This window comes from Flavobacterium sp. KACC 22761 (genome assembly GCF_034058155.1).
Taxonomy (GTDB): domain Bacteria; phylum Bacteroidota; class Bacteroidia; order Flavobacteriales; family Flavobacteriaceae; genus Flavobacterium.
The window spans coordinates 3,438,707-3,457,907 of the sequence record NZ_CP139148.1 but is presented as its reverse complement, the minus strand read 5'-3'; the positions used below and the strand labels follow the sequence as shown (position 1 = coordinate 3,457,907).

Genomic DNA, 19,201 nt, shown 5'->3' with positions numbered 1-19,201 from the left:
TTAAGTTCTTTGAAAACAAAAATTTTATTTTTCTTTCTGGCTTGTGTTTCACTAAACACTTTTGCTCAGAACGAAATTTCGGTTCAAGAAAAATATACTGCTCATAATAAAGGAAAATTCTTTGTAATGTGGGGAGGAAATAGAGAAAGCTACACTAAATCTGATGTAAATTTTAGAGGGAAAGATTACAACTTTACAGTTGCTGACATGTCTGCTCATGATAAACCAAAAGGATATCATGTTGATTATATAAATCCGGCGAACATGACAATTCCTCAGACAAACTTGAGATTGGGTTATTTTTTTAGTGACCACTACAGTGTAACAATTGGAGTTGACCATATGAAATATGTAATGACACAAAATCAGATTGCCAATGTTACTGGAAACATCAATTTACCTGCTGATCAACCTGGATCTTATTACAATGGAGTATACAACAATACACCTGTAGATATGTCTCAAAATGGTGCTATTGAAGGTGGATACCCAAAAGGTGAAGCACAGGGATATCCTCCTGCTTTTTTAATGTACGAACATACAGATGGTTTAAATTACATTAATACTGAAGTTTCAAGATTTGATGATATTTCGAAATGGTTTGGTTTGCCAAATATTGACAAAGTTCAAATTAACTTGACTGAAGGCTTAGGAGCTGGCGTTTTATACCCGAAAACAAATACAAGTTTGTTAGGAATGGAACGTCATGATGATTTTCACGTTTCTGGATTTGGAGTATCTGCAAAAGCAGGTTTGAACTTTACTTTCTTTAAACATTTTTACCTTCAAGGTGAATTAAAAGGAGGTTACATCGACATGAAAGATATCAGAACAACAATGAGCAATGAAGATAAAGCTTCACAACACTTTATGTTTTTTCAACGAATTGTTGCAGTAGGCGGAATTTTTAGAATCTAAAAAATTCATTCACAATAGTAAAAGCAGAATTTCATTCATTTGAGATTCTGCTTTTTTGTTTCTGTTAATTCCGAATGAAAACTGAAGAATAAATTATACTTTTATTTTTTTTTTAAATTTAAACATGAAAAAACAAAAATATCTTTTTCTCATAGTCACTTTTATATTGAGTTTTGGCTGTGCTTTATTTGTAGCCATGAAAGTTTTCCCGAATAATCCATTTTCAGGAAAAAAAGTCGAAACTGCAGTTTTTGATAAAATTCAAGATGGTGATATTATATTTCAAACTTCCGAATCTCAGCAATGCGAGGCTGTCCGAATTGCAACAAATTCTAAATTTTCTCATTGTGGCATTATTTACAAAATAAACGGAGATTTGTTTGTTTTTGAAGCCGTTCAACCTGTCAAACTTACACCTTTGCAAAATTGGATTACGCATGGGAAAGACAATAAATATGTTTTAAAGAGATTAAAAACTACTGAAATCTTAACTCCCGCAACAATGCAGAAAATGAAGGATTACAGCCAGCAATTTAACGGCAAAGAATATGATGCTTATTTTGAATGGACAGACAATAGAATATATTGTTCTGAATTGGTTTGGAAGATTTACAAAAACGCGGCCGGAATTGAATTATCAAAACTCAGAAAGCTAAAAGATTTTAATTTAACTGATGAAAGAGTTCAGAAAATATTAAAAGAAAGATATGGAAATAATATTCCGCTGGAAGAAAATGTTGTTGCTCCTTCAGATCTTGCCGATTCAAATTTATTAAAAACAGTGATCGATACTTATTAGAAATACACTATTAAAAGCAAAAAAAGCTATGAGTTTTTACTCATAGCTTTTTTGTTTAAATTATAACGATAGCTTAGTTTGCGGTTGGCAAAACAATTCCGTTTTGATCTACTAGATAAATTAACGATGTCATAGTTGCAGCGCCAAGTTCAAGTTCTCTTTTGTTGATGGCATCAAATTTATCGTTTGCTGCATGGTGATAATCAAAGTAACGTTGAGAATCTGGCTGTAAACCAGCTTTTACAATCGTTTTTGAAGTTAAATGCTCGATATCAGATCCTGCATGTCCTTTTGTGAAATTATGAATCAAATAAGGCTCAAAAAGATTTTTATATTCTTGCAGTTTTTTAAAGTTAGCATCATCAGCTTCGATTGAAAATCCTCTTGGCGTAAAACCTCCTGAATCACTTTCTAAAGCAAAAATGTGGTTTTCGTTCTTTTGTTTTGCAACTTCTTCATATTTTGCACCACCTTTTCCACCATTTTCTTCATTCATAAATAATACCACACGAATTGTGTTTTTAGGTTTATAGTTCAAATTTTTCAAGATGCGAACCACTTCCATACTTTGCACTACTCCTGCTCCATCATCATGAGAACCATCGGCTAAATCCCAAGAATCTAAGTGTCCTCCAACAACAATAATATTTTCAGGAGTTACTGTTCCTTTCAATTCTCCAATTACATTATACGACTGAGCATCTGGCAAAGTCTCGCAAGATTGTTTGAAGTAGAATTTTATACCTGGATTGGCTTTCAACGTTTTGCTTAACAATTCCGCTCCATTGGTACTAATTGCAGCTGCTGGAATATATTGCTCTTTTGGCAAATCACCATAACTTTGAGCTCCCGCATGAGGAAAATCATCTAAACGTAAATTTAAAGAGCGTACAATTGCACCAACTGCACCAAGTTTTGCAGCTTCCTTAGCGCCACTTCTTCTTTGATCACCAGCACTTGAATAAGAATCAAAAGTTCCTATGTTTTCAGGATTCATCGGTCGGTTAAAAAATACGATCTTGCCTTTTACTTTATCTCCAAGTCCTTTTAATTCATCAAGGCTTTGTACTTCGATTACTTCAGCTGTAATTCCAGTTTTTGGAGTTGCAACAGAACCTCCCAACGCACAAATTGGCACAGCAGTTTTTACTTTTCCGTCTAAGATAAAAGCAGTTTCTTTTTCACCGCGAACCCAGTGAGGAACTGTAACTTCTTGCAGATAAACTTTATCAAGACCTAGACTTTCTAGTTGTCTTTTAGTGTATTCTACGCCTTCGGCTGCACCTTTTGATCCAGACAAGCGGCTTCCAATATCATTTGATAAATATTCTAACCAAGAATAACATTTAGCTTCGGTTAAAGCTTTTTTGTAAAATAATTTAATGTTTTTTTCATCATTTGATTGTGCAAACGATGCGGTCAATCCATTTAAAACTAAAGCAGTTAAAAGAATCGTTTTTTTCATTGTTTTTATAGCATTTTTGGGTTGTTTTACAAAGGAACAAAATTCTTTAGACCTGTCAGAGTTTTTTTGCAATCTTTTCTCAAAAAAAAACTCTGATCGCAATCTTTAACATTACAATCAGAGTTTTTAATATTTTAGTAAATAAGCCACTTCGAACTTAAAGTCAATGAGCTTGATTAACAGGCTCAAAGTTTACAAATTGTAAATCTCTAATAACCGAAAATCCCACAAATTTCCGCAAATTTATTTGTGGAATCTTGTGGAATCTGTGGTTGACTTTTTTATTCAATGAAAATTATTTCACTTCAATAAGTTTATTTCTTGTACCAATTCCGTTTTCGTTAAAAGGCTCAATGGTAAAATAGTATTTTGTGCCTTTGTCCAAACCTCTAAAATCGTATGTATTGTCTCCATAAACCATAATGCTATTGTACAATTTATCAGGAGCAATGCCATAAAAAATATTATAACCAATGGCATCTGACTGTTTTTTCCATGATATCATAGCGTTGCGAGAATCTACTTTGCTTCGGTCAACTTTGAAGTTAGAAACTGCTTTTGGCTTTTCAGACAAACCATTCCCAAATACTCTAAAATCTGAAATTGCAAATAAACCTGAAGCATTGTGACTATTTTCCATTTTGATATAGCGCGCTTTTATCGATTTGGAAAGCTCCACATAATCGTGTGGTGCATCTTTATCGTTTTTAGATTTATCGACAACCAAAGTCCAATTTTGAGCATCATCAGACATGAATATTTTGTATTGGTAATAAATATCCATTGCTTTATTGTATTGCGTCGCTTTATGATCTGCATAATTAATCTGCACTGCATTTATTTCCATTTTTCTTCCCAAATCCATTTGAAGCCACTCGCCGGGATTGCTTGTTTTTGCCGACCAATAGGTTTGAATATTTTCATCCGTTAGATTTTCAGGACCGTAGCAGAATTTCTCATAAACTTTTTTGCCTCCATTATCCATTCTGTGTGTTTCTACTTCCATACATTCCTCAGAAGAAGAAACTGCTACCGGTTTTTTATACGAAAGCAACATCCAGCCAGATGAAGCACCTTTTGTCTGATCGCGCTGACTTGTTGGCAAGACAATCGGGAAATCTCCATAAGCTGTAATAGAATACATTACATCATCTTTGTCAAATCCGGCAGGAAACATATCGATACGGCGCTCAAAACGGTCCTTTATTGAGATTTTACAGGTTCCTGTATTCCAATAATTTCCATAATTATCAGCAAAAGTATTTCCGTGTCCAGCACCAATTACAAATCCACCCGGTTTATAAGACATTGGATTGTGTTTTTGATACGTAAATGGCCCTAACGGATTATCACCCACATGAACACCATTCGCATAACCTTTAAATTCGGTTGCAGGCGCGCCGTATTGCATATAATATTTTCCATTGTGTTTGGTCATCCAAGCTCCTTCAATGAAATTTCCCCAAGGTGCAGGTTCCATGTCATTATTTGGGCCAAAACGTTCCCAACCATGTGCTGACGGATCTAAAATCGCAACTTCCTTAATTTGTCCATATGGTTTTTGAATATCTTCAACTTCGGTAGCTTTATATAATGTCGCGTAATCTGCTTGATTTCCTTTTGGAAGCCAAGTATTATAATCAACCTCAACACCAACTAGCGGTAATTTTCCGCTTGAACCGTAGTACATGTACACTTTTTTGTCGTCATCCTGAAAAATTGCCGGGTCCCAAGTCGGCAACATTGCTTTATCTACGTGACGTATCCAACGACCTGATTTTGGATCAGCGGTTTTCCAGATTGGGTGATCTCTTTTCCAGGTTGAGCCTACATAAAACAAAGTATCATTTACAACCCAAGCCGCTGGAGCACATTGATCGTCATCGCCCGGTTGTCTTTGAAAACTTCCGTAAACGAAATTCCAATTTGACATGTCTTTACTCCAAAAAAATCCTGCCTGATTGGTAGCAAATAAATAATATTCGCCTTTATACGTAATAATGACAGGATCAGCACTTGAACGACGAGAATACGGAATTCCGTTGTGATTGTAAGTCGTATAATTATAACCTATATTTATTGGATTACAATACGTTGTCGCAGGTTTATTAGGGTCAAACCATTCTGTTTTTCCAGTCGTATTTTGAGCCAACATATTGCTTTTGAAAACGATCAAAAACAATACAATTGGCAATCTCATTTGTTTAAATATTTTTTTCATGATTTGGTTTGTATTTTATAAAGGTTGCGAGATTATTTTTTTGCCTTTACTCTTTCCTTTAAAAGTTCCGGTTCATTTGTAGTGATATAATTGAATTTATTTTCGATAATCCAATCCATGTCTTTTGCATCATTGACAGTCCAAGCATTTAGAATAATATTATTATCCTTTGCTTCTTGGATCCATTCGGGATGCTTCTGAAAAACGGAAAAATGGTAATCAACACCATTGATATTGTCTGCTTTAACTTCTTTTGGAGATTTATTTCCTTCTAAATATTGAAGCGAAGTTTTAGCATCTATCGCTCTAATTTGTTTTAGAATGTCATAATCAAAACTTATATAGCACGTAATTCTATCTGCTTTGAGTTTTTTGATCACTTCAACCGCTCTTATAGCTGTTTCTTTTCCGCGCTCTTTACTGATTTCTGAAGGCTTTATTTCGCAAACCAAAAGCGTTCTTTTGTTTTTTCTTTTTCCTTCCGAAATATATTCATGTAGTGTTGGAAGTTTTTCGCCATTTGATAATTGAAACTTTATCAAATCGGCATAATTTGTCTGCTCAATCAACAATTTATTAAAATGTGCATCGTGATTGATGACAAGCGAATCATCGGCTGTTCTCCAAACATCAAATTCTGATCCTGGCAGTTTTAAGTCGATTGCATGCCGTAAAGAAGCAATCGAATTTTCTGGAAGATTATTTTTTTTCCAAGCACCTCTATGCGCTACAATGGCATTTTTTTGCGCATTACAGAAAGAGAACGCAAATAATAAACTTAAGAAAAAGAAAGTATGTGCTTTTTTGAAAATATTCATGGCTTTTAAAGATTAAAGTGTGCTTGTCTTTTAGAAAAAAAGCCCTCCAAATGAAGGGCTCTTAACTAACCAATAAACCAACTATTTAGTTAACTCAAAACTAACTTTCTTGTCGGCAGTCGAATTTCCTCCAACGAAAACATCAAACTGTCCAGGCTCTGCTACGAATTGTAAATCAGAGTTATAAAATTTTAAATCTTCAACAGTAATATCAAAACTTACGGTTTGTTTCTCGCCTTTTTTAAGCGCTATTTTTTGGAAACCTTTTAGTTCTCTAACTGGTCTTGTTACTGAACCAACTAAATCTCTGATGTATAATTGAACGGTTTCTTTTCCGTCAAAATTTCCAGTATTTGTTACATCAACAGTTACTTTTAATTTTCCAGATGCATTCATTTTATCTGAAGAAATTTTCAGGTTTGAATAATCAAAAGTCGTGTAGCTTAATCCAAATCCGAATGGGAATAAAGGCTCATTTCTTTCGTCAATATAGTTTGATCTGAATTTTTCGAATTTACCTTCTGTATTAGAAAGTGGTCGTCCCGTATTTTTATGTGCGTAGTAAATTGGCAATTGACCAACGCTTCTTGGGAAAGTTGTAGTCAATTTTCCTGAAGGATTTACATCACCAAATAAAACATCAGCAATTGCATAACCAGCTTCTGTACCAGCGAACCAAGCATTTAAGATCGCTGGAACCGTTTTTTCTTCGTCAGTAATTACTAACGGACGTCCGTCAAATAAAACTAAAACAACTGGTTTTCCTGTTTTTAATAAAGCGTTCAATAAATCTTTTTGCGCTTGTGGAATCTGTAAGTTTGTACGGCTACTAGATTCTCCACTCATTTCTGCAGATTCTCCTAAAGCCGCAACAATTACATCAGATTGCTCAGCCACTTTTAAAGCTTCTGCTAATAATTCTTCTTTTGAGCGTCCGTCACGGTGTAATGTTTTTCCAAACATTGTAGCGTTAGTTTCAAAAGTTTCATCGTAATCTAAATTGCTGCCTTTAGCGTATAAAACTTTAGTTCCCGCTCCGGCAACTTCTTTTATTCCAGCTAATAATGAAACTGCATTTTCCATTTTTGTAGCTACACTCCAAGTTCCTGGCATGTTTTCTTTAGCATCAGCCAAAGGTCCAATCAAACCAATTGTTCCTGATTTTTTAAGAGGCAATAATTGGTTTTGATTTTTTAATAAAACCAATGACTGCGCAGCAATTTGACGCGCTTCTTTTCTGCTATCCATTGTAAAGATTTCAGTTTTTGCTCTTTTTTCGTCACAATATTTATAAGGATCTTCAAATAATCCTAAATCATATTTTGCTTCTAAAATAAGTTTTACAGCATTGTCGATTGTTTCGATAGAAACTCTTTTTTCATCCAAAGATTTTTTCAAAGTTCCTAAGAAACCTTCTCCAACCATATCCATTTCAACACCAGCATTTAAAGCTAAGGCAGAAACATCTTGAAGATTACCCATTCCGTGCTCGATCATTTCAGGAATTCCTGTAAAATCAGTTACTACGAAACCTTTGAAGCCCCATTGTTTTCTCAAAACATCTGTCATTAACCATTTGTTTCCAGTTGCTGGAATTCCGTCAACTTCGTTGAAAGAAGCCATAACCGAACCTACCCCTGCATCAACTGCAGCTTTGTAAGGAGGAAAATAATCATTAAACATTCTGATGTGGCTCATATCAACAGTATTGTAATCACGACCAGCTTCTGGCGCTCCATATAATGCGAAGTGTTTAACACAAGCTAAAATTGAGTTGTTTTTAGAAAGATCGTGTTGCTGGTAACCGTTTACCATTGCTTTTGCAATCTGCCCTCCTAAGTATGGATCTTCTCCAGAACCTTCAGAAACTCTTCCCCATCTTGGATCGCGAGAAATATCAACCATTGGAGAAAATGTCCAGTTGATTCCGTCAGCACTTGCTTCTTTTGCGGCAATTTGAGCACTTCTTTCAATCAAGCCCATATCCCAAGTACAAGACAATCCAAGCGGAATTGGGAATGTTGTTTCGTAACCGTGAATTACGTCCATACCAAAAAGCAACGGGATTTTTAAACGGCTTTTTTCAACCGCAATTTTTTGTACTTCTTTAATTTTTTGAACTGATTTTATATTGAACAAACCGCCCACTTTTCCTTCAGCAATATTTTTTGCCACATTTGAGCTGTTTGCCTGCCCTGTGGTAATATCACCTGATGTTGGCAAGTTTAACTGACCCAATTTCTCGTCTAAAGTCATTTTTGACATTAATTCCGCCACAAATTCAGACTTTGGTTTAATTTTCACTGTATTTTTAGCTGGCTTTTTTTGAGCGTAACCCAAAACAGCGCATCCTAAAAAAAGTAAGACTAATTTGTTTTTCATTATAATTTATTTATTTGTTTGTATTCGTTTTTTTCTGTTGCAACATCCAGTCATAAATCGCTGCATTATCATAAACCCTTGTCCAGCTATTGTGTCCTGCATCATCAAAAATGGTCAGCTGAACATCTTTAGCATTGCATTTTTTTAATTCCTTATAAATGGTCATCGCGTACTCAACATTTACTACGTCATCTAATAATCCGTGGAAAATTCGGGTCGGAATGTGAGCAATTTTACAAGCGCCTTCTAACGGAATCAAATCCACAAAACCGGCAATCGGTACCACTGCGGCAAACATATCTGGATAAGAAAGCGCCAAATTCCAAGTTGCCCATCCTCCCGAACTTAAACCCGTAACATATATTCTATCGGAATCAATTTTGTTTTCCTTTTGAATTTTTAAAATCAATTCATAAATTGATTCAATACTCCAATTTTCATCTTCCTTGCATTGTGGAGCCAAAACATAGGCATCCAACTGATGTGTTTTTAAATAATTTAAAGGACCATGAATTTTCACTTTTACGATATCAGTTCCTTTTTCTCCATCTCCTGAAATAAAAACGATCAAAGGCTTCTTTTCTTTAGTATTTGCTGGTTTGTACAAAGCGTAACCCAGCTCGTACTTTTCCATTATTACTGTATTGATTTTTCCTGTAGTTTCGGTTTGAGAAAAACCAACTGCCGAAAACAATAAGATTAAAAGCGTTACTTTAAATTTCATTGAGATGTATAATTAAATTCCGTATTTACTTGATGTAAAACCAAGTTTTTTCAATCCTTGTTTTGTATCTGATGCATTCATGAACAATTTCCACAACAAACCACTTCTATAGTTTTCAACCATAGGAGCAATTGTTCCTTGATCGATTGCCAAATAACGTGCTGTTACCCAATTGTACTGAGGAGAAAAAGCATCATAAGGTCCTGCAATTCCAACTAATTTTGCTTTATTATCATCATACAAATAATGCAAAAACTTCATTGATTCTACTGGCGTATATGGAAAAGATGACAATGCCGCAGTTGGCGAAATTACACCGTTATCATTATTTGGCTGATGTGCTGTATAACCCGTTGTTCCGTCAGGATTACGAGTGTAACTGGCTGTAAGTCCCCAACATTTATCAGAGTAATCTTTGAAACCTTTTGGGTTAGCAACACTATACTGAACCATAATTTTAGCATGATTTTGTGTCAATTGCCAATAATCAGCATATTTGTCTTTTAAGTTATTTGGATCTAAACCTAAATACGAATAATGCGACCAAAACATTGGCCCAACATTTCCAACTGCTCCATTATAACTTAAAACCACCGGAATACCATATTGAGAGCCTCCATTTACAATAGCGCCATTTCTTGCCCAAGCTTGGTGATAAGCTTCTGCAGAAATTGGATGTGTTGGAGATGAAGCTGCCATTACATAAGTAATCAAACATTCATTATATCCTTCCAATTTGAAATTCATTTCCCAGCCATAATTTGGTGACCAGTGCCAATATAGAGCATTTTCTCCTTTTGTGTACCAGTCCCATTCTACGCCTTTCCAAAGTTCATCGGCTTTTGCAGCTAAAGCTTTTTCAGAAGTGCTTCCATCTTTAAAATATTCTCTAATCGTAATTAAAGCTTGACAAACGAAAGAAGTTTCAACTAAATCTCCTCCATTATCTTTTGTTCCAAACGGAATAACTTTTCCAGAAGTGTTGTCCATCCAGTGTGGCCATGCGCCATGAAATCTGTCGGCTTTTTCAAGAAAGTTTAATGCTGTGGTAAGTCTAGAAACAGCTTCGGCTCTTGGCAAAAAACCTCTTTCTACACCTACTACAATTGTCATTAATCCAAAACCTGAACCTCCTGTTGTTATAATATTGGACTCAAAACTTGGATCTTCTGTCAAGTATCTTTCTCTTGCCAATTTTGAATTCGGATCAGCATAATCCCAAAAATATTTTATTGCGTCTTTTTGAACCTGATCCATTGCTTCGGTATCAGTCAACGGCTTAATTGGTGTCGTTGGATTTGTAGGCAAAGGGGTTCCGCCTGTTGATCCTTCTGGCGTTGATGATGAGCATGAATTAAAAAAGCTCAAAAAAGCAACTATGTATATTGAAATTTTCATTTTGTTCTAAATAATATTAACTAAATAATACACCTGGAAGAAATCCTCCAGGTGTATTGAAAAATACTTATCTTTTATCTTTCTCCAGTTTGTATAAAGCTGTCACTTCATTATCTGAAAGAGCAACATCATAAATTCTAAACTCGTCCATTAAACCAGTATAGTTCAGCATCCATCCATCAGGAGCATTCCAAGGCGCTCCTAAATGTTGCTGATAACCTCCAATAATGAATTTTGATACTTCAGAGTTAGCTAATTCACCGAAAGGACCACCACCTGTTGCAGGATCACTTGCGTATCTTTTTGAAAGAGATGCCGGCAAAGCTATTTTTTGTCCGTCAATATAAAGACTGTAAGTAGAACTAGTTCCATTGTATGACCAAATTACCTGTTTCCAAGCACCAAACATATTAGGCAAAACATTTGCTCCATTATGTTCAATAAATTGTCCAGCCCAAGGAATACTTGGCGTAACGTCTCTTTGAATATGGTTTTTCATCAGCATTGTTGTTGCTGGTCCAGTTCCTTCGATAAGTGTAAAAATATTACCCCAGAAATCTGTTTTCTTTGGAAGCATGAACAATGACTGAGCTCCGCCTGTATGAGGATCAGTTTTGATCCACATTGAAATTGTGATATTCTTTAAACCAGCAATAGAACTCGAAACATTATTATATGCAATAAATGAAGTTGCTGAGCCTTTGTAAGCACTTCCTTTTACACCTGTGTCATACGAAACATTTGTTCCTGTTCCGCCAGTTATGCCACCTTTTGAGTCGTTGATATTTCCATCAAAACTGAATTTCGCTAGCAAATGGGTTGGTGCAACATCATCTGAATTCTCATATCCGCCAATTGACTCATATGGAATTGGGCTGTTTACTTTATCTATACTATCCTCACAGCTTACAAAAATTTGTGAAGCCAAAGCAAAAGAAAGTAATAAAATAGATTTATTTTTTTTCATTTTAATGTCTTTTAAGGATTAATAACCAGGATTTTGAGATGATAAACCTTTTGCTTGATTAAGGAATGATGCCGGAATTGGGAATAATTCATTTTTACCTTCTGTAAAAGTTTTTCCATCAATTGCAAAAGCCGCTTTAGCCTGGCCAGTTCTAACTAAATCAAAGAATCTATCATGTTCGAAAGCCATTTCTACTCTTCTTTCTTTCCAAATTGCCGTTCTAACATCAGCCTGAGAGCTAGCGCCAGTATTTCCTAGTCCTGCTCTGTTTCTAACTTGGTTCAATAACGGAATCGCAGCAGAAGTTTGACCTAATTCATTCGACGCCTCAGCTTTCATCAATAAAACTTCAGCATATCTTAAATATTTGATATCAACATCCGTTTCCCATGCATCTGTGTAAGCAGAAGAATATGCTTTGTAGTTGTATCTTTCGTTTTCAACTGTATTTGGCACCACTCTACCATCATATAAAGTTTGCCCTCTAAAAATGATAGTTGCCGCTTTTCTAACATCACCCGGCTCATAAGCATTTACTAAACTTTGAGATGGTGTGTTGAAGCCCCAGCCCCAACCGCCAGTACCACGAGCACCTTGCGTATTTGAGTATCCTTCAATTCCTTTTGCAGGTACAGCCCCTTGTGCGTAAATTTCGAAAATTGACTCAGAATCAAACTTACCTGTAGCTTTATACATTGATGCATAATCACTTACAAGTGAGTAACCCGTAACTTTATTACAATTTTCGATTACTTGCTGCCATTTCTTTTGATACAAACTTACTTTTGCCAATAATGCATAAGCCGCGCCTTTTGACGCTCTTGATCTTTCGTTTGAAGAATAAGCACCTTTTTCTGGCAATGCTGCGATTGCATCATTCAAATCTTTTTCAATAAAAGCGTAAACATCAGCGGCTGTTTTACGTGTTAATTGCATAACTCTGTCTGATTCTGAACTTGGAACAGGTATATGGTCTACAATTGGAACTCCTCCATAACATTTTACCAAAGTAAAATACATGAAAGCTCTTAAAAATTTAGCTTCACCAGCAAGTCTGTTTCTAAGGTTTGCATCTGCTTTGTCTAATTTTGGAAGAATAGCCAAAGCCTGATTGCATCTATTAATTCCATCATAATTTGCAATAAAAGTACTTTCTGCTGAAGGATTAGAAGCATTGTATGTCAACGCATCTAATACATCTTTATCTGTTCCAGTATCTCCAGGTGAAGATCCTTTATCAGCATCATCAGATGTAATACTTGATAATCCGATCCAACCAAAAGAAGTCATATCCCAATTTAAGAACTTGTTGTAAATAGCAGTTACAAACTGCGATGCTCCTGCGTCATTATTATATAGCTCAGTATCGTTTGTCGAAATAGTTTCTGTTTGCTGAACATCTAAATAATCGTCTGCACATCCTGTAAAAAAGAATGCCGAAAGCACAAACGTTGTAATATATATCTTTTTCATCTTTTTAAAATTTTAAATTAGCACCAATTACAAATGATCTCAATGTTGGGTAAGCATCAAGCTCAACTCCTTGAGTACCATATGGATTTCCGTCTCCATTTAATTCTGGAGAGAATCCTGAGAATTTTTGTGTAATAAATGGATTAATAGCATTTACATAAATTCTGCAAGCGCTAATAAAATTATTTTCTTGTATAGGCAATTTGTATCCTACAGTAATATTGTTGATTCTGAAGAAATCACCTGACTCTAAATAATAAGTAGAAGCAACTGGTACCTGATTAAATGGTGCAGGGTTTGAAGCTGTCAAATTATTTGGTGTCCAGAAATCAGTAGCGATTGCATCTTCAATATTTTCTCCTGCAAAACGTTGTGCTTTTTTACCATTGTAAACTTTAGCACCGCCCGTTCCATATCCGTCAACAGAAAAATCAAAGTTTTTGTAGTTGAATCCTAACGTAACTCCATAGTTTGTTTTTGGCAAACTAGATCCAACATATTTTCTGTCTGTATTTGCATTTAATGCATCTTGAGTAACTTTGTCTCCTGCTGCGTTATAGTACAACATTTTTCCGTTTGTAGCGTCAAAGCCAGCATAATCATAAATGTAGAAACTTCCTAAAGGTTGTCCAATTGTAGTATTATCCAATAATTTAGTAGTTTGTCCATTTCCTAAACTTCCACCAACAACTGGAGATAAAATAGCATCTTTTAAACCTGTAAGTTCGTTTTTATTATTAGAGAAGTTACCACCAATCCAATAACTGAAATTGTCGCCAATTTTATCATCCCAACGCAATGAAATTTCATAACCTTTGTTTGAAACTTCCCCTACGTGTGATGGCGACTGATCGGTAAGACCTGATGTCATATAAGGTTTTGTATATAAAATTACATTTGATGTATTTTTGTCATACAAATCAAAAGTTCCTTTTAATCTGCTATTTAAGATTTCGAAATCTAAACCTACAGAAGATTCCTCTGTAATTTCCCAAGATAAAGTAGGATCAATTTGAGAACTAATTGTAGTACCTTCATTTAGGATAGAACCTCCTAAATAAGCATTTTTTCCAGAAGCGTAAGATTGATTGTTAAGTGGTACATTTTGATTACCTAATTTACCCCAGCCTCCTCTTAATTTCAACAAATTAATTGCTGTAACATCAGACATAAAACTTTCTTTTGTTATCACCCATCCTAAACCGAAAGCAGGAAATGTTCCCCAACGGTAATCTTTACCAAAGTTTGATGATCCATCACGTCTAAGTGTTCCAGTAACCAAATATCTATCCATTAATTTATATTGGAAACGTCCAAAATAAGAAGCCAATTTAGTTTCGTTGAAAACTATATTATATAAGCTAGTTACTGATGCAGCATATTCAACTCCATGTCCAGCATTAGGATCATTCAATGCCCAATAATTAGAATCTGGGTTTACATTTTTTCTAGCAATAGTAAGTGTTTCTCTTGGACCTTTTACCGAAGTTTCAATACCAGCTGTCACCTCTACATCATGAATATTGGCAAACAACTTATTATATGTCAAATAATTAGACAAATTCCAATTGAAATAATCTTCTCTTCCTTTTGTCAATAAATTAATATTTGCATTAGGAAATTCTTTAGCATAATCACTATCCACTTTGTTAGGATTTGCTGCTAACCAGATATTTTTTGTGTCATTGAAATTATATTGTTTCCAAGTATAATACTCACCATTAAATTGTGAAGTAAATTTTAATCCTTTTAAGATTTCATAATCTAACTTCAATCCACCTTGAAGTGTCACACTTTTTTGTTGTTCGTCATAAAAATCCAATTGAGCAACTGGATTTCCAACATTATTAAATGAAGAACCTGTTTCACTTGCAAAACCATTATCACCTACACGAGATACACCATATTTGCCATCAGGAAAATAAACCGGTACAATAGGAGATTGTTTGTAAGCATTTGTAAATGCACTTAATGGTTTTGGAGAAGAATTAGCTGATGTAAAGCTAAAAGTTTGATTCAAAGTAAGTTTTTTAGAAATTTTGTATTCATTATTATTTCTAAAAGTAGTTCTTCCGTAATCAAGTCCATTTAAAACAGCTTTTTCTTCGTAGTTTCCTAAACTGAAAAAATACTTGATATGTTCTGAAGATCCTGAAATTGAAACGTTATTTTGAGTATAACTTCCGGTTCTTGTAATTTCATCAAACCAATCCGTATTTACAGGCTGATCCTGAGAAAAGGTTGTAGATTGCAAAGCAGCGTTTGAGTAATAAGCATATTTATTGCTTCCTGCCATCTTAACTTTCTTAAGTGGCTGTCTTACACCTCCAAAACTTTCTATTTCTACAGAAACTTTATCTCCTGTACCTTTTTTAGTTGTAATAATGATAACTCCATTTGCAGCACGAGTTCCGTAGATTGCTAATGCAGAGGCATCTTTTAAGATTTCATAAGAGGTAATATCATTTGCGTTGATATTGTTGATGTTTTCTGTCTGCATACCATCAACAATATATAGAGGATTTCTTCCTCCTAATGCCGTTCCTAAACCTCTAATAACAACAGAAGGGGTGCTCCCTGGCAAATCAGACGAAATTACCTGAACACCAGCCGCTTTACCTTGAATAGCTTGTGAAGCGTTTATTACTTTCGTTTTAGTAATTTCCTCTGCTTTAATAGATGAAATAGCAGTAGTGTTATCTACTTTCTTTCTTGTTCCATAACCAATAACCACAACTTCTTTTAAAGCAGTATCGCCTGCTTCTTTTAGAGTAATTGACATTGCTCCTGCAGTAGCTGGCACAGAAACAGAATCAAAACCAAGCATAGAGATTTTTAGAGTTTCTCCAACTTTAGCATTAATGGTAAAATTACCATCGAAGTCAGCATCAGCAGATGTTCTGGATTCTGGAGCGCTAATTATTGCTCCTGGAACTCCCATTCCATTACTGTCTACTACTTTCCCTTTAATTGCTTGAGCCTGCCCCATCATATATGTAGGCAGCAACAAGAGCGCTAAAAAGCTAAAAATAAAATTTTTCATACAGTACGTAATCGTTTAAGTTAGTAGAGCCAAATTAAACAATTACAACGTTGTAGTACATCAATTTGCACTACTACATAGCTACATCATTATGTTAAAAAACATTCATATATTACTAAAAATCAGCATTATAAATGTTAATATATTTTCTTTAACATAACCTTATGATGTAGTAATGATGTATTGGAATTCTATAAAAAAAGAACTGAAAAAATAGAATATTTTTAAAATTTAAATGCGAATCTTACAGAGTTAATAAAAACTTTGACAGGTTTTCCTCCTGATTTAGATTAAGTTTCTTTCTTAAACGATATCTGTGCAATTCCACGCCTCTAAAGGAGATGTTCATCATAGGTGCAATTTCCTTGGAAGAAAGGTTCATTTTAAGATAAACGCAGAGCTTTATATCTTTTGGAGTAAGATTTGGAAACTTTTTAGAAAGATTTATAATAAACTCATTATGGATCTGATTCAAATTGGTTTCAAAAATCTCCCATTCGTGTTTATTGACCTCATTAATTTTGATGGCTTTTTTGATTTCACTTTTCAGTTTATTAAAATCTTTTTCTGAGTCTAAAATATTCTGAATTTTATCAATCATTTCACTTTGCTTCGCTATAGACAAAGATTTTCCAGCAACTTCAGAGGATTTGGTCTGCAATTCTAATTCAAGAATGTGTTTTTCATATTCCTGAATATTCAATTCATTTTCTTTTTTTAATTCCATTTCCAGAATTTCACGCTGATGCTTCAGTTCTTCTGCTTGAAGTTTTAATTTTTGCGTATAACGGAGTTTGTTCCATTTGTAGTAAAAGAATAATACTGCACCAACAACGAGCAAATAAAGCAGAATCATCCAAAAAGAAAAATACCAAGGTTGAGCGACTTTAAATTCAAAACTTGAAACCTCATCATAATTGGCACCATCATGTTTAAAAATCTCTATCGAATGGTAGCCACTATTTAAATTGTTTAAAACGATTGTTCCATTTGAAATTGGAAAATAGTTTTTCCCTCCATTAATTTTATAAAACAAATTAGGTTTGCTGGCGCCATAAATTCCAGAAATTACATTTATTCTGAGCTCAGTATTGTGCTTTATTTTGCCTTCATTTTCTAATAAAACATTATCATTATACGCTTCAACTTTTACGGCTTCGTTTTGTTTGTTTTCATACGAGAGTTGAAGTGATATAAATCCGTCATCGAGATTCATCAAATAATGATTTTTGCTTTTGAAGATGCGCAAATTCTCATTAATCAATTTTCCTTTATAATATTTCTCCTGAATCATGTTCCAGACAAATTTGTTGCCCGTTGCATAAATATGATATAAAATACCATCCTGAAGTACGATAAAATGATTCTCGTCGATCGCAACAACATCAGAAACATTCTTGAAATTTGTATTAAACAATTCGTTTGTTTCTAATTTATTTGAAATCGAGTTGAAAGTATACCAAACATTATTAATTAAGAAGAGTATTTCATCACGAAACTCGAAAATCTTAACGCCAAAATCATTTTCTATTCTGCTCTGTTGGGTGATATTTTCAACTTTTTTGGTTCTAAAATTATCATCAAAAAGAACTCTATATAATCCTCGATAATTATCGGCAGCCCAAATTTCATTTTTTTTATTTTGAGCAACATATTTTATTGGTTTTGTAAAATCATTAATTACTTTGCTTTGCTGTAAGTTTAAAGCATTGTCATAAACCAAAATTCCGCTGTAAGTAGATTGAAAATAAGTTTCGTTGATGATACTTTTTGACAAATTCCATCCGCCACTAACATTATTGACTTTTGTCAATGCGCCATTTTCGTAGCAAAATGTTCCGTCATTGTGACCGATTACATATTTATTTCCAATTTTGGTAATATTCCAACCTTGGCCTTGTGTATTGGGAAACATTTTGAAATTTCCCGAATCAAACTCAAAAATACCATGATTTGAGGCAATCAAATAGCCTTTGTCAATTGTGGCAACAGAATAAACAGATCCTAAAATACCCGAATTATCATAAAAAAATGAAATTGGAGAATTGACTTCAACATGTGCAATTCCGTTATCTAAACCAAGCCACAAATCTTGTTCTTTATCAAAACCAATGCACAAAACCGAATTGTTCATCAAAACATTATTTCGGTCAATGTTTTTATACGTCTGCGAAGCAATATCATAAATAAACACCCCTTTATTTCCGGTTCCAATTACGAGTTTATCGTTTTTAATAAATTTGGCAACATTGATTCCGGTTCCTTTTAAAGTTTCATTTAATGGACTTTGCCATGGGCTCAAACCGTTTTTCTCTACAACAAAAACGCCTCTTTTATGCGTAAAAATATAGGTCTTTCCGTGATATTTTTCAACCGCATGAACAACCGTGTTTTTCAGAACGTGCCATCCTTTTGGACTTGCAATTTTAGAGTCCTGCATTCTAAAAATACCTTTATCGACAGAAGCTACATAAAGATTTTGATCGACAACAAAACAATACGAAATTAAGAATGGGAATTTGATTTTTTTAATGTGTTTTCCGTCGTAAATAAAAACATCATTAAACGACTGAAAGTATAAGGAACCATTAAATCTGAAAATTTTCCAGATTTCTTCATTGTCTTTTTCATCAAACAAACGCAGATTTTTCGTAATTGAAATGTACTGCATTTTTCCATCTTTCCTTTGCCAATAACCAAATTCCTTATAAGAACCCGAATAAATTCGGTCACCTTCAATTAATATCGAACGGATAATGGTTTTATTTGGCAAGGAATATTTTTCCCAAACAACGCCATCATATCGCAACAAATAATGGTTGTTGGCAAAATACATGGCTTTATCATTTCCCTGGGCAATATTCCAAATTTGATTATCGCCCTGATAATCTGATTTATTATAATTTTCAACGAAAGGAAGTAATTCTTGTGCTTGAATTTGAAAAGCAATGAAAAAGAAGAAAAGTGATTTTAAAAGTATCGATTTCAAGATA

Annotated in this window: 12 protein-coding genes; 2 read left to right on the top strand and 10 right to left on the bottom strand. The window is 34.3% G+C overall.

Features of this window, described 5'->3' with window-relative positions:
• Positions 1–9 precede the first annotated feature (9 nt).
• The gene (locus tag SCB73_RS14995; protein ID WP_320567019.1) at positions 10–918 is read left to right on the top strand and encodes a hypothetical protein; all 909 of its coding nucleotides are present in this window, start codon (positions 10–12) and stop codon (positions 916–918) included.
• Positions 919–1,042: 124 nt separating this feature from the next.
• Positions 1,043–1,717 (top strand): YiiX family permuted papain-like enzyme, encoded by a 675-nt coding sequence (locus SCB73_RS14990; protein WP_320567018.1) that lies wholly within the window; start codon positions 1,043–1,045, stop codon positions 1,715–1,717.
• A gap of 73 nt (positions 1,718–1,790) precedes the next feature.
• Here SCB73_RS14990 and SCB73_RS14985 read toward each other — a convergent pair whose 3' ends face one another.
• The 10 genes from SCB73_RS14985 to SCB73_RS14940 all read right to left on the bottom strand — a co-directional run bounded on the left by SCB73_RS14985 (position 1,791) and on the right by SCB73_RS14940 (position 19,197).
• Entirely contained in the window at positions 1,791–3,182 is a 1,392-nt protein-coding gene (locus SCB73_RS14985; protein ID WP_320567017.1) for a M20/M25/M40 family metallo-hydrolase, read from the bottom strand.
• A gap of 295 nt (positions 3,183–3,477) precedes the next feature.
• Positions 3,478–5,403 (bottom strand): discoidin domain-containing protein, encoded by a 1,926-nt coding sequence (locus SCB73_RS14980; RefSeq protein WP_320567016.1) that lies wholly within the window; start codon positions 5,401–5,403, stop codon positions 3,478–3,480.
• A 32-nt stretch (positions 5,404–5,435) separates the two neighbouring features.
• Complete coding sequence (locus SCB73_RS14975) at positions 5,436–6,221, bottom strand: glycerophosphodiester phosphodiesterase family protein (protein ID WP_320567015.1); 786 nt, start codon at positions 6,219–6,221, stop codon at positions 5,436–5,438.
• A gap of 81 nt (positions 6,222–6,302) precedes the next feature.
• A complete protein-coding gene (gene bglX / locus SCB73_RS14970) occupies positions 6,303–8,603 on the bottom strand; it encodes a beta-glucosidase BglX (protein ID WP_320567014.1) in 2,301 nt (766 codons plus the stop codon).
• A gap of 10 nt (positions 8,604–8,613) precedes the next feature.
• Positions 8,614–9,327, bottom strand: coding sequence for a carboxylesterase family protein (locus tag SCB73_RS14965; RefSeq protein ID WP_320567013.1), 714 nt, complete (start codon positions 9,325–9,327; stop codon positions 8,614–8,616).
• Positions 9,328–9,339: 12 nt separating this feature from the next.
• Positions 9,340–10,725, bottom strand: a complete 1,386-nt coding sequence (locus SCB73_RS14960) for a glucoamylase family protein (RefSeq protein WP_320567012.1) — start codon at positions 10,723–10,725, stop codon at positions 9,340–9,342.
• 67 nt (positions 10,726–10,792) lie between these two features.
• Positions 10,793–11,692: a LamG-like jellyroll fold domain-containing protein gene (locus SCB73_RS14955; protein WP_320567011.1), complete on the bottom strand. Its 900-nt coding sequence runs from the start codon at positions 11,690–11,692 to the stop codon at positions 10,793–10,795.
• Positions 11,693–11,710: 18 nt separating this feature from the next.
• Entirely contained in the window at positions 11,711–13,165 is a 1,455-nt protein-coding gene (locus SCB73_RS14950; RefSeq protein WP_320567010.1) for a RagB/SusD family nutrient uptake outer membrane protein, read from the bottom strand.
• 4 nt (positions 13,166–13,169) lie between these two features.
• Positions 13,170–16,208 (bottom strand): SusC/RagA family TonB-linked outer membrane protein, encoded by a 3,039-nt coding sequence (locus SCB73_RS14945; protein ID WP_320567009.1) that lies wholly within the window; start codon positions 16,206–16,208, stop codon positions 13,170–13,172.
• A 244-nt stretch (positions 16,209–16,452) separates the two neighbouring features.
• The gene (locus SCB73_RS14940; RefSeq protein WP_320567008.1) at positions 16,453–19,197 is read right to left on the bottom strand and encodes a helix-turn-helix and ligand-binding sensor domain-containing protein; all 2,745 of its coding nucleotides are present in this window, start codon (positions 19,195–19,197) and stop codon (positions 16,453–16,455) included.
• Between the last annotated feature and the right edge of the window lie 4 nt (positions 19,198–19,201).